This is a genomic window from Pseudoalteromonas luteoviolacea, from assembly GCF_001696455.1.
In the GTDB taxonomy this organism is placed as follows: domain Bacteria; phylum Pseudomonadota; class Gammaproteobacteria; order Enterobacterales; family Alteromonadaceae; genus Pseudoalteromonas; species Pseudoalteromonas luteoviolacea_C.
On sequence record NZ_MAUJ01000001.1, the window covers coordinates 1442175 to 1454417 of the forward strand.

The following is a 12243-nucleotide window of genomic DNA, read 5'->3' on the forward strand; positions in this document are numbered from 1 at the left end:
CCAATTGATATTGGACTCGTTCATATAACATGGGGATTTATTAAAGCTGGGTTAGGCGTTGCCTAACTTAATTGAATTGGGCCCAGTACAGACTCCACTTGGGCAGTGAAAGGCGTTTTTCGAAGCGGTCTTTATACATGTCGAGCACTTTTGAAGCTTTCAAATCTTTTGCTCCAGTTACCGTCATTTTCAGCTTCACAAGCCTCTTCAGTATCAAATAAAATACGCTTTTTGATACCCTTTACTTTGATATCAAAGGTCAATAATTTTTTTTCAATTGTTCCCTTCAGCTGCTCGCCTTTATTGTCATCTAAGGCTTTTTGTAGGTGCTCTTTATTATTGAAAACACAGACGATTGATAAACTCTCTGGAAAATGTTGATAGTTGACTATATGGGTTAACCACTGAAACCCTTCATACGCTTCTAGTGCGTCTTCACATGCTTCAGTTAAAGCTGAAACAATGTTTTTCTCTAATTTCTTATCTGATTTTCTCATGGTGTTTCAGTAACACGCCCCGCTAAAGACACATTTTGCATGCCTCTAAATTACTATAATTGGATAACTTTACGACGCCCTGTAAAGGTTTAATATCCTCAAGGACGAAGAAGGTTTTCGACGCCAACACATTCCTTAATATTGCAGATAAAGAGTCAGCTCAACAAGCATGTATCTCTATACGGTGATGACCTACACAACAGGTTATATCCCAAAAGCAAAAGAGTGGCTGCCTGACTCTCAATAGTATCTACATCAATTACAGTATGGTTATGTACTGTACTTTGCAATAAGAGGGGCTTGGAAAGTCTACCGTGTCGTCAAACGTAATTCTAACTCTTTTACTTGCCATCTTGGCTGCAAGCACCATCGAAATTGCTGTGTCATTGCCATCAGGAATCGTAATTGAGTAACCGCCCCCATGAATGTAACAACTTGGTTTTGGCTGCCCCGGATCTGCTTTCAAAGTAAACCAAGTATGCTTTTTCCAAGAAGGTGCTAACGTATTTGAGGCTTCATGATATCTGATTTCACCTATTTCACCTATCAGGTCGAATCTATTTGCATTGGCTAAAGCATGACTACTCACCACTAGCAGCAATAATACAAATAACATTTTTAACTTCATTAATTATCCCTCGAAAGAGTTTATTTTTTATGTGTCGAATAATAATAAATAATACAATGAAAGCCAATACGTTTCGATAGCCTTATGGCTGTTTATATTAAAAATATTGAGAGTTAAATTAATAAGCCAGTGAATAAAACTTCAAATTTAAATTCAAGTTAAATATGAGTAAAAATTAAGCAAAAAACATTCTCGCTCAATCACATCAGCCAGATACTTTAAAATATAACACTTTTATATAAGAGGGTTAGCCAATTTGATAGCAATTTAAATACCAGTACGTTTGTCTAACTTTGCAAGTACCTTAGCAGCCCTATGACACTACTATGTTTGTACAACAGGTCTCCCCTTTCCAACTAAGTCTGGGCTTATAAAACCTTCATATACAGTGGATTAAATTCCATCTTTGTGTGACATAAAGTTACTTTTTATATCAATGGATATAACAAGGCCTTGCAGAGATACCTCGGTAATTTTGACGTGTTTCTTTGAGGCCCTGACACGGTGGAGCTTCTAGCCGACCCAGTTAACACATTCTGGGCCGTCTCAATCTGATTAATTAAGCACCGGTATAGTTATATATCGCCGCGGCCTGCGTAGCATAAAAAATGCTTGGAGTAAGGATTATCGAACCTAACATAAACACCTTTGTGAGTGTTTTATTGTTTTTATTTCGAACAAACTTTAGTCCACACGTTGCTACGACAAGTATTGGGAATAAGTAATGAAATTTAATAAGGGCAGTTAAAACAAAAAGCTGCTGAACTTCTGAAAGCGTAGGCAAATTGTAGAGCGATGCCATCAAAGGAGCACCTATAAAACCTCCCAGAACAATTGTGGTGATATATAGGATGATAATGAACCACCACGGTGTGGTTTCTATGAATTTGATCATGTTTGAATTTACTCTACAACGACGCAGTATGAGGCGTATTACGCTTGGCTAGCACTAGCATTGAATGGGCGTCAGCCAAGCTTTAGACGACCCATTCGTAATTTCAGTACCATTTTACAACTTTTATCGCTGCTTGAAACTGTTTATTGATTGGCGAAGCCATAAAGGCACGCTTTTTGATTGAAATTCCCTAGCATATAACAACTGGTAAATAGCCACTCTATTAGATGTTAAAATGACTCAGCTACATTGAGTAAAGCCAAAGCGGCTTTCCATTCAGCTCTATCTTCATCACACTCAAAGGGAATTTCTAGTGTTAAAATCTCAAGAATCCGATTTACAGCGTCTTGTTCATTTCGGTGCCAGCTCGAAAAGCCCATAGAAGCCAGCTTTTCTAACATTAACTCCGGTGCAAGTGTATCTACAAAATGCGGCTTGCCCATCAATTCAAGCATTCTGGGTAGAAAGTGGCAAAAGGCCTCTCTGCTAGATCAATGATCTGCGACTTCGGTAACCAGAGTGTAACCGTCACTAGCGCCTATATCAGATAACGACATGTGCGCGAGTGCTATCTGCCATGCTTCAGAATGGCAGAAAGTACATGAAAAAGGCACACATTTTGGATAAACAGTAAATACGTCATAGAGGTGATTCATTGCGACACTTCGTGCGTTTACCACCATATTTACCCATCTGAGGAAACATGTCTAAACAGGTTATGAAAGTAGCTCCACACTTATAAAACAAGCAACCAAACAAGTCCTCTTGTTCATGGTCACTTAGGGTGAGCCAGCAGCCATTACCGTTGCTGCAAAAAACACTGCGGGCACAGTAACAACCGCGTCTATTGTTATGGTTGCTGGTGTCGCAATAATTTTTCCTGCAGTTTCTGTAAATGTTCGAGGCTGAGCCACCATTATGGTATATTCTTTCTCTAACTTCTCGAGGGGTATCTCACCTTCTATGGTGTAACGCTTCCCTGTTACTTTACGTGTCAATTGTAACCTTTTGGAATAGATATCTGGTTCAAAACCTAAAGATGCTAGCTCAGCAGCAAGCGACTCAGGTGGAAACTCTTCTTTTAGTGTCAGCGTTACATAGCCGCTCACTTCATTTTTATCATTGAGTTTAAAATCTTCAAACTTAGGCATAAACTCAATTTTTCTCGATAATTGAAGCGCATTGCCAAATTGTTGATCAATGCCGAGTAAGTAAGCTGTTTTTGTGGTTGTGACAAAAAGTTCGCGGGTGTCACTTTTGACATAAAAACCATTAAGGCTTTCTTTTTTGTAATTTGGTGCCCATAAGCTTGTGGTGCATCCATTTAAAAAAATTAAAACGAACAAAATATACTTGTACATAGAACCTCCTTTATCCATAACACGACTCTAACACGCAAATACATTTCAGCGAATTAATCTTAGCGTTTGAATTACCATAACATATCACTTCAAAACTCACTCTGTAATAGAGAGCTATAGGAGTCGGCAAAATTGACAATGTGGTATTTCAAATACAGCTTGGCTGACCAAAAATGCTGACAAGAAAGAAAGTTTTTGGACATAACACTCCTGTTTAAACACCTGTGAGATTTCCTATCTACCAACTCAATCAAGTTAAGCAGTATTTCATACACTCTCGTCTATTATTTCTTTTTGCATTATGATGATAAACCTTCCACTTTTGCCAGACCATACACCTTGCGCAAGATCTGGCGTTAAGATTTGCACCAAAGACCACCCTTGCTGCCCTTCGTGATTGAGAATATCGGTAAAGTTAGGTAACTTAGCCTTTGCTATCCCACTTAAAAAGCCATCTTTCGATTCAATTTCTATCGATTTAAATTCGTATTTCTTGACCATGCTCACCTCCTTGAAGTCAAGCGATTCAATTGCAATATCAAATGCAGACGCTAACGCTTTTCTTGACTGTAACGAAGCTGAGCCTTCTCGTTCAATTCTTTGAATCGTTCTCAAGTTAAGGCCCGTTGATATGGCTAACTCTTCTTGAGACCAAGCATGTTTGTGTCTCAACTCTTTTACTAGTTCAGCATTTATTTTCATTTTATTAAACAGCCATGTTGATGATGAAGTTACATAATCTATTATTTTTATTGTTTTTTTACGAAGTTTATACGCAGAATCAACGACAACTATACGGCACTAATACGACATCAGCAATTTTCAAAGTGGTTTCAATTAACTTTCTTGGTACTGGCGTGAGTAGCGAATGCAATTTAGCAAGCCAAAAATAGTCGTTTACGATAAAGGCTTAACTTGGCGGGTTATGCATACCTTATTTGTGCTCATGAAATACAGCTCGATGCGCGGCTAAATAGTATAATGAGTCACCGGATAACTGATATTCTCTCAAACAGCTATAAACGAGTTTGATAACATGTGAATCGTTCGATAAACAGGCATTGTCCCTCACTAAATCAAAACAGACCTCTTTGCACGGTATTATTATTTTTTCACCTTTATACGCGAGACCAGTGCTCAAATATGCAACAACTATCGCCTTCCAAAAAGACCGTAAAGCACACTCTACGTCATCAATAAAAGGTAAGATAATAGAAAATGCATGGCACCCAGTTACCGTGTGTAGTAGTGTAAAATCGTCCTGTAAGTAATACGACTTTATAGCAAACTGTCGTATTGTCGAAAGATCTATGAACGCGGGTTGAATCTCTGAGTCTAGACGCTGTAGCAGCCCGGCTATTTCATCCATTCGGTCGACTATAATGCCAGGCGAAAAACGGAAGTTCTCACCATATTTAGATAATCGCGCAAGGATATCTTCACAACTTTCCTCTGTTGTCTTGTCAGATAATTTAAAGGGCTGATATTCAGAGCTCCAAAAAGCAAGCGCAATCGCCATTTCACTTTGGTTATTTGCTTCAACAGCATAAGCTAGCCTTATTAATCCATGAAATGCTGACGCGGCGATACCTGATATTAAACTCGGCAAGGTCTTTTCGAGTACGGTATTAACGCCATTTTCAGCCAGTTCTCTTTGGTAATACTTTAAATAACTCAGATAGCTTCCACTATTCCCTAATTCACTTTCAACGCCCTCAACCACATTTACTTTATCAAGATTGTCTGTTAGCTCAAGCTCATCCAAACCGTTATCAAAAGCCTTCAAAAGTATCTCATCTGGCGCTTTCAATTTTGACAACGCAATAAGCACCATTGGCAGGTGCGTCGCCAATCCTCCTCCATATAAGGGATGATATACCGCCACTTTTTCCAAAAGCGAATTTAGAGTATTTGATTCGTCCATGTTGCTCCTAACTACTTGTTAAAACTCAACCAAAATACTTGATAAAAAGTAAAACTTCGAGATACCCTTCGTCAAGGAAGCCTGTGAAATTAGCCTTCAACATGTATGTAAGTAAGCTGGTAATTCAGGCCCAAACCCGCACTACCTTTTGTCGTATAGTTTATAAAACATAACTCGCTTTAGAGCTACTCACTAATATCGCACGTTTTGAGCTTGATGCTCAAAGGTCGAAACACGCACTCACTCAGTATTGCTGCATAAAATAAAACGACTAAATTTACTGCTAACGCACGTAATAGCGCAAAGTTCTCATAGTTATCTATATTTCCAAATATCGCAATTGCCCCAGCGATCATACCAACCAAAGCTCCTCCATATAAAAACTTTATTTGGCTCTCATATACCTCACTTAGATGTTTCGCTTGAGAACCTCCATTCATTTCTTCTGTAAACAGGTATTTAAGACCACACAAGGACTTGATAAAGCCACTGCTTCCAAATGTTACGATAGTCGCTGAATACAAGAATAAAATTAAAAATATTCCAGATACCACGTCTATGTAATTTTTTACACTCGCCCCCAGAATAATCAGCATTACAATTGCGCCAGATATGAGCAGCAACGCCAGTAGGTTTTTCATAATCATTCTCCTCGTCCAATTTACTTCAATTTCATTTGAAGTTGCTTTCAATGCCTGAGGTGACAAATTAAAAACGGAAGCCAACGCCAGTGTCGATTCTGCCGATGCTTTACCTTCAGCCTCTATACGCTGAATTGTCCTTACGGATAATCCCGTGGAACGAGCTAATACTTCTTGAGACCAACCATTTTCACTGCGCAATGTTTTTAATTTATTTGTTGATAGGTACAAATCAAACTCCTTTTAAGCTCCGAAAGTAACTGAGGTGCATTATGTGCGGCTTTGTGTACTTTGATAGCTTTATACTACGCCATTTCTACGACACTACACGACAAACTATATTAATCAATATGTTAGAAGACCAATAGGTCATGATGAATGGAGTTCTAATCATGCTCCTATTTCAATATTTTCTTGGCGCATACATAGTCTGAGTAATTCAAAATGAGATTATTGATGTGTTTTACTCGAAGGTATAGCTCAGACAAAAATGAGTATTCAATGACAAGCTTGCTAACCGACCTTTTATGCTATGAACATAACAGTCATCACTTAATATTGAGGCTTACACCAAATTGTAAGTAGTGGCAAATAGGGACTTTTGGGTTACCTAAAAGTTATTGTTGGCATTGACGCAGTAAAACCTAAGGTCAATTCAGCACAACACAAGCCGAACTCCCAAATAGCCCCGGTCTTTTCTATCGAGTCGAGACGAATGATGTCCCATGGAAGATTGAGGTTTGATGTTGCATCTGTGTCATGACTTTCAACATAAATGATGTTCACATTTTCAAATAAGGCAATGGCCTCATTTTGCAGATCGTCCCATGGCGCTACAACAATCTGAATTTGATGCAGCGAAATTGATAGCTCCTTAAGAGCGTGTGTCCCTAAAGAGCGAAACAGTGCATCAGATAAACTTTTATTCATATCGGCCTTTCTTAAGTCTTTACACATGTACAGAGAATGCGAGGCAAAACAATATTTAATAATTCTAGTTCCCCACCTATCACGCCTACCAGAATATTTAGGGTATTTGCCATTGAAGCTCCAAGTGATACGCAATATTTCCGTAGAAAGTACCTTCCGCTTTAGTAAGCAAAGGAGAACTGACTCTAAATTTTATAAAAACGAGCGCTTAAAACAACGGAGTAAGCCTACATTGCTGCTCTAGTCTGTAAAGCGAAATTAAATCAAGTGTTCAGGAGTACTGTACCTATCTCACAGTTTGGCACAACACTAGAAATAATGACGCCTCATATGTGCATAGTAATGAATGCGCCATTTTGGACCAAGCACTGCCACTGCATTCCCACCTTTTTCGACATCCCCCTTAAAAATTACAAAACCGTCTCCGGCTGAGATAACCGTAGTACCAACCTTTCCAAAAATATCAATTCCCTTGTGCACGCGGGAACTTCCCCAAGATTCATACCAAAACGTTTCTTGATTCCAATCGTGTGTAGATGCACCTGTAACAGGTATTTGTATTTTTTCTGGCACCAACGTACCTAATAAAATCACTATGAACAGACCAAAAAGAATTCGTTTGAAGTACGTCAACTTTCTCTCCTTAAAAATAATTACTTTGCTATGCGCAATAAAAAGCGAGCAGAGCAATTGTGGTAATTGCATGAAAAGTATTAAGTTAGCAACTAACCAGCCTTTAAAAGTAGATTAAATACTAAAACTCCTTAAAAAGTGCTGAATATCCATTTGCTCAAAATACAAACTAGTAATCTTGTCTGATATAAAATCAATTTATCCCTCCATTTTGCTTTCATAATTATGTATCACTATGTGCTAAGAATACGGTGAACCAGCTCGGAATTTATATGCAGCAAACTCAAAATGGGGAAAAACCTATACCCATAAACTCTGTTTGTGAACAAAAAAATAACAAAAAAAACGCTAAAAGTAGTAAAAAACCCGAAAAGATTGAAATACCTGCTATTTCACCTTCTAGCTTGGGAAGCGCTGAATTTCGTAAAGACTATTGCATCAAGTATGCTTATTTAGCCGGCGGAATGTACCGCGGTATTGCATCAAAAGAATTAGTGATTGCGCTAGCAAATGCAGGATTGATGGGCTTTTTAGGCACTGGAGGCAGAAGCTTAAATGACATTGAGCAAGATATCATTTGCATTCAGGACGCGCTCAAAGAGGACCAAGCTTATGGCGTAAACTTAGTCGCCAATTTGGACTCGCCAGATTCAGAAATAGCGCTAATTGAGCTTTATCTCCATTACAGTATTCGTTGCATAGAAGCAGCCGCTTTTATTCGCATCACCCCTGCGCTTGTTTTATATCGTTTGCAAGGCATATATAAAGACCAACATGGTGCGGTGCGCACCAAAAACAAAGTCATCGCCAAACTCTCTCGCCCAGAGGTAGCTAATCAATTCTTAAGCCCCGCACCCATGCACCTCGTTCAGCAACTTTTTGCCCTCGGTAAGATTACCCCCGAGCAAGTTGAGCTCAGTCAGTCCATCTTTATGTGCGATGACATTTGTGTTGAAGCGGACTCCGGCGGGCATACAGACAGAGGACAACCCGCGGTGTTACTGCCAGCGATTCAAACCCTGCGCGACCAAAAAGTACTTGAACATGACTTTGCTCATAAGCCTAGAGTCGGCCTTGGTGGGGGTATTGGCACACCCAATTCTGCAGCCGCCGCCTTTGTGATGGGTGCAGACTTTATTCTCACAGGCTCTATTAACCAATGCACCGTTGAAGCCGGAACTTCAGACCTAGTAAAGCACATGTTGCAAGACATCAATGTACAAGATACCGATTACGCCCCTGCAGGCGATATGTTTGAGTCTGGTGCAAAAGTACAAGTTCTTAAAAAAGGTGTATTTTTTGCGGCACGCGCAAACAAGCTTTACCAGCTCTATCAGCAATATGATTCGCTACATTCCCTGCCCGAAAAAATACAAACGCAGCTACAAGACAAATATTTCAATGCATCTTTTGAAGATGTTTGGACGCAAACAAAACAGTACTTGTTGAACTCAAATCGCTCACAAGATATTGAACGAGCCGAACATGACGAAAAATACAAAATGGCACGCGTATTTCGTTGGTATTTTGCACAAAGCATGAAACTGGCTTTTACTGGCTCAGAGCACGCTAGAGTTAATTTTCAAGTACATACCGGACCTGCTCTTGGCGCGTTTAATCAGTGGGTTAAAGGCACGGAGTTAGAACCATGGCAAAACCGCCATGTGGACCAAATTGCAGAAAAACTGATGCAAGACACCGCAGCATTGTTAAGTAAACAAACACAACAGCTCATCACCTTGAGCCACGTGGCAGGATAATAAACTGAGGCCATATGAAAACTTACATATTTCCGGGACAAGGATCTCAATATGTTGGTATGGGTAAAAAGCTCTTTGTTGAATTTACACAACACGTTGAGCTGGCAAATGACATACTCGGCTATTCAGTGACAGAGCTTTGCTTGGCAGATCCAAAAAAACAGCTCAATAATACTCTGTTCACACAGCCCGCGCTGTATGTAGTAAGTGCCCTCGCCTATTTACAGCAACAAAAACATGATGCTTCTCCTGTTGATTACTTTGCAGGTCACAGTTTAGGAGAATACACGGCACTGTTCGCCGCAGGCGCCATGAGTTTTGAAACCGGTTTAAAGCTTGTTAAAAAACGTGGTGAGTTGATGAGCCAAGCGGCATCTGGCGCCATGGCAGCGGTGTTGAATGTTGACGAACTGAATCTGCGCACTTGCTTGCAAGCGCATAATTTGGTGGGTATCGACATTGCAAATTTAAATTCACCAGAGCAAATCGTCATTTCAGGGCTTGTTGATGACATAAATCGCAGTCAGCACAGTATCGAGCAACTAGGTGGGCGCTTTATCAAGCTTAACACCAGTGGTGCGTTTCACTCTCGTTACATGGCACCCGCACAACAGGAATTTGCCCAGTACATTGCTGATTTTGATTTCTCTTCATTACAAACCCCCGTGATAGCCAACGTCACGGCAAAACCTGTTACGGAAAAAGAGATTGCCCATTGTCTAATTGAACAATTAACGCAACCAGTCAGGTGGACACAAAGTATTGAGTTCTTGCTCGCTCAGGGCGAGATGGCATTTGAGGAACTTGGGCCCAAAAAAGTACTCACTAAGCTTGTCGATAGCATCACAAGTCATCGCGATGCCACTCTTCACATCGGCGCTCATAAGCCAACCGACACAGCCCAGACTTCTTTGACGCCACAACAGCAAATAGATACGTGGAATACCACCTACCCCATTGGCACCGAGGTCAAACTCAATAAAACAGGAAAGATCTGTTCAACGCGCGCTCAAGCCACTTTATCGTTTGGCCACCGCCCTACAATTTATTTGCACGATTACGGCGGATACTTTCACTTATCTGAATTAAGCCCACTGCCACAAGTCGTTAGAAAAACGACTGAGGCTTAACACAATTATGAATAAATACATTGGCTTCGAACATAGTCAGGCCACCAACAGAATAAACATTAACAACACTTTTGGATCACAGCGATGAAATATTATATTGGCTTAGCAACCTCATTTCACGACCCTGCTATTGCAATCGTAAACGAAAAAGGCGAACTCATTTTCGCTGAAGATGCAGAGCGCTTTTTGGGCTACAAACGCGGTTTATACTGCTTGCCAGACAACCCTTATTACATAGAAGAAGTACTAAAAACTCACTGCGCTGATTGCACCGAGTTAGTTATTGCCAAAACTTGGAGCAAAGGGCGCGAAAAAAGCACTAATATTCTCGAGAATGTGGTCCTCAGTATTTTAGAAACGTTTTCTTTCAACATTGACGTCAACACACGAGATATCAAAGATCAGTTCTATTTCGCCAGAGCTTCTCAGGCAGCGGCTGGCAGAACCTTGTCTCGGTTTTTTGAAGCGGGTTGTCGGAATTTTATCGTCGGTAACTATCGTACAAAAAAACCGACCGATGTGCGCTATCACGACCACCACTTAACGCACGCTGCCAATGCCTGTTTCAATAGCCCGTATGACGATGCAGCTTGTATTGTGGTAGATGGTATGGGCGAAAAAAGCAGTATTGCTTATTACACCTATAAAGACGGCAAAATCAAGCCCGCGCCAATTAAGGTAAAACGCTCCTTTAAAAGCCTAGGTTTGTTCTACACCATCATCTGTGAAAACCTCGGTTTTGACCCGCTTAAAGGTGAAGAGTGGAAGGTCATGGGTTTAGCGCCTTATGGTAAAAAAGATCAGAAAGTCTATGACTTACTGCGCTCATCGCTTCAGGTAAAAAATGGTAATTTTTTCGTACCTAAAAACCTTAATGCCATCATGAAAGAAATCAAAAGTATGGCAAGAGAACCCGGTGAGTCGGTTGAGCGTTTTAAGGACTTCGCTTACACAGGACAGTTGGTGTTTGGCGAGATCTTTATGGATTTGATCGATGCAGCCTATGAGTATGCACCGTCTAAAAACCTCACAATTTCAGGTGGCTGTGCACTGAACTCATCATTTATGGGAACCGCGTTAGCACGCTCTAAATTTGAAAACATCTTTGTGCCTTCAGCCCCTGCAGATGATGGCAATGCCATTGGCGCTGCACTTTTAAGCTATCAGCAAGATAACCCTAGCTGGCAACCAAATAAAACCGTGCAATCTCCTTATACTGGCTCCACAGTCAAAGAAAAGTCACTGCAAAAGTTAGCGCAATACGGCCACTTAAAAGCCACCGATTATGGCGATGACGTTTACCAAAAAACCGCTGAGTTTTTAGCCGACGGTAAAATCATTGGTTGGGCACAAGGTCGCGCCGAGTTTGGCCCTCGCTCTTTGGGTAACCGCTCAATCCTTGCAAATCCATGTTTACCAGACATGAAAGACACCATCAACGCGCGCGTTAAATTCCGTGAAGAATTCAGACCTTTTGCACCGTCAATCTTGCACGAGCACGGCGATGAGTACTTTGAAAACTATCAAGAGTCTCCTTACATGGAGCGTACTTTGGTCTTTAAAGAAGCCGTTCGCGATAAGGTTCCTGCGGTTGTGCACGTTGATAACACAGGTCGTTTGCAATCGGTGAAAAAAGAGTGGAACGAGCCTTACTACAACCTGATAAGCAGCTTTAAAGAGATCACCGGTGTCCCTGTATTACTTAACACTAGCTTCAACATCATGGGTAAGCCCATTGTGCACTCCGTTGAAGACATGCTTGCGGTCTTTTTGATGTCAGGCATCGACGTATTGGTGATCAACAATACCATCTACGAGAAAAGCTAGCGGCAATAGCCCTAAAT

The 12243-nt window shown here is 40.7% G+C and carries 13 protein-coding genes; 3 read left to right on the top strand and 10 right to left on the bottom strand.

All coding sequences use genetic code 11. The features are described 5' to 3' along the window. Nucleotides 1-131: 131 nt before the first annotated feature. The 10 genes from A7985_RS06215 to A7985_RS06260 all read right to left on the bottom strand — a co-directional run bounded on the left by A7985_RS06215 (nt 132) and on the right by A7985_RS06260 (nt 7581). Complete coding sequence (locus A7985_RS06215; protein ID WP_065789548.1) at nt 132-497, bottom strand: hypothetical protein; 366 nt, start codon at nt 495-497, stop codon at nt 132-134. Between the two features lie 259 nt (nt 498-756). After that, nucleotides 757-1125 carry a hypothetical protein gene (locus tag A7985_RS06220; protein ID WP_065789549.1) on the bottom strand — a complete coding sequence of 123 codons (369 nt, stop codon included), beginning with the start codon at nt 1123-1125 and terminating at the stop codon, nt 757-759. 1125 nt (nt 1126-2250) lie between these two features. After that, nucleotides 2251-2463 (bottom strand): hypothetical protein, encoded by a 213-nt coding sequence (locus A7985_RS06230; protein WP_141685272.1) that lies wholly within the window; start codon nt 2461-2463, stop codon nt 2251-2253. 48 nt (nt 2464-2511) lie between these two features. Then, a complete protein-coding gene (locus A7985_RS26400; RefSeq protein WP_176716691.1) occupies nt 2512-2703 on the bottom strand; it encodes a hypothetical protein in 192 nt (63 codons plus the stop codon). 96 nt (nt 2704-2799) lie between these two features. Then, complete coding sequence (locus tag A7985_RS06235; RefSeq protein ID WP_065789552.1) at nt 2800-3381, bottom strand: hypothetical protein; 582 nt, start codon at nt 3379-3381, stop codon at nt 2800-2802. Between the two features lie 267 nt (nt 3382-3648). Beyond that, entirely contained in the window at nt 3649-4083 is a 435-nt protein-coding gene (locus tag A7985_RS06240; RefSeq protein ID WP_065789553.1) for a DUF4177 domain-containing protein, read from the bottom strand. A 232-nt stretch (nt 4084-4315) separates the two neighbouring features. Next, entirely contained in the window at nt 4316-5305 is a 990-nt protein-coding gene (locus tag A7985_RS06245; RefSeq protein WP_065789554.1) for a questin oxidase family protein, read from the bottom strand. Between the two features lie 185 nt (nt 5306-5490). Further along, nucleotides 5491-6177: a helix-turn-helix domain-containing protein gene (locus A7985_RS06250; RefSeq protein WP_065789555.1), complete on the bottom strand. Its 687-nt coding sequence runs from the start codon at nt 6175-6177 to the stop codon at nt 5491-5493. A gap of 375 nt (nt 6178-6552) precedes the next feature. Next, the gene (locus A7985_RS06255; protein ID WP_065789556.1) at nt 6553-6876 is read right to left on the bottom strand and encodes a hypothetical protein; all 324 of its coding nucleotides are present in this window, start codon (nt 6874-6876) and stop codon (nt 6553-6555) included. 309 nt (nt 6877-7185) lie between these two features. Continuing rightward, the gene (locus A7985_RS06260; RefSeq protein ID WP_065789557.1) at nt 7186-7581 is read right to left on the bottom strand and encodes a M23 family metallopeptidase; all 396 of its coding nucleotides are present in this window, start codon (nt 7579-7581) and stop codon (nt 7186-7188) included. Between the two features lie 200 nt (nt 7582-7781). Here A7985_RS06260 and A7985_RS06265 point away from each other — a divergent pair, with 200 nt between their 5' ends. From A7985_RS06265 to A7985_RS06275, 3 genes are all read left to right on the top strand, one after another. Beyond that, on the top strand, nt 7782-9269 hold the full coding sequence (locus A7985_RS06265; RefSeq protein ID WP_065789558.1) for a PfaD family polyunsaturated fatty acid/polyketide biosynthesis protein: 1488 nt from the start codon (nt 7782-7784) through the stop codon (nt 9267-9269). A gap of 14 nt (nt 9270-9283) precedes the next feature. Continuing rightward, entirely contained in the window at nt 9284-10399 is a 1116-nt protein-coding gene (gene fabD / locus A7985_RS06270; protein ID WP_065789559.1) for an ACP S-malonyltransferase, read from the top strand. Between the two features lie 84 nt (nt 10400-10483). After that, complete coding sequence (locus tag A7985_RS06275) at nt 10484-12226, top strand: carbamoyltransferase family protein (protein ID WP_065789560.1); 1743 nt, start codon at nt 10484-10486, stop codon at nt 12224-12226. Nucleotides 12227-12243: the final 17 nt, after the last annotated feature.

Bases quoted from the DNA above. Each gene is read 5' to 3' on its own strand.
- A7985_RS06215 (WP_065789548.1), bottom strand. From the start codon at position 497: ATGAGAAAATCAGATAAGAAATTAGAGAAAAACATTGTTTCAGCTTTA.
- A7985_RS06220 (WP_065789549.1), bottom strand. From the start codon at position 1,125: ATGAAGTTAAAAATGTTATTTGTATTATTGCTGCTAGTGGTGAGTAGT.
- A7985_RS06230 (WP_141685272.1), bottom strand. From the start codon at position 2,463: ATGGGCAAGCCGCATTTTGTAGATACACTTGCACCGGAGTTAATGTTA.
- A7985_RS26400 (WP_176716691.1), bottom strand. From the start codon at position 2,703: ATGGTGGTAAACGCACGAAGTGTCGCAATGAATCACCTCTATGACGTA.
- A7985_RS06235 (WP_065789552.1), bottom strand. From the start codon at position 3,381: ATGTACAAGTATATTTTGTTCGTTTTAATTTTTTTAAATGGATGCACC.
- A7985_RS06240 (WP_065789553.1), bottom strand. From the start codon at position 4,083: ATGAAAATAAATGCTGAACTAGTAAAAGAGTTGAGACACAAACATGCT.
- A7985_RS06245 (WP_065789554.1), bottom strand. From the start codon at position 5,305: ATGGACGAATCAAATACTCTAAATTCGCTTTTGGAAAAAGTGGCGGTA.
- A7985_RS06255 (WP_065789556.1), bottom strand. From the start codon at position 6,876: ATGAATAAAAGTTTATCTGATGCACTGTTTCGCTCTTTAGGGACACAC.
- A7985_RS06260 (WP_065789557.1), bottom strand. From the start codon at position 7,581: ATGCAATTACCACAATTGCTCTGCTCGCTTTTTATTGCGCATAGCAAA.
- A7985_RS06265 (WP_065789558.1), top strand. From the start codon at position 7,782: ATGCAGCAAACTCAAAATGGGGAAAAACCTATACCCATAAACTCTGTT.
- fabD (WP_065789559.1), top strand. From the start codon at position 9,284: ATGAAAACTTACATATTTCCGGGACAAGGATCTCAATATGTTGGTATG.
- A7985_RS06275 (WP_065789560.1), top strand. From the start codon at position 10,484: ATGAAATATTATATTGGCTTAGCAACCTCATTTCACGACCCTGCTATT.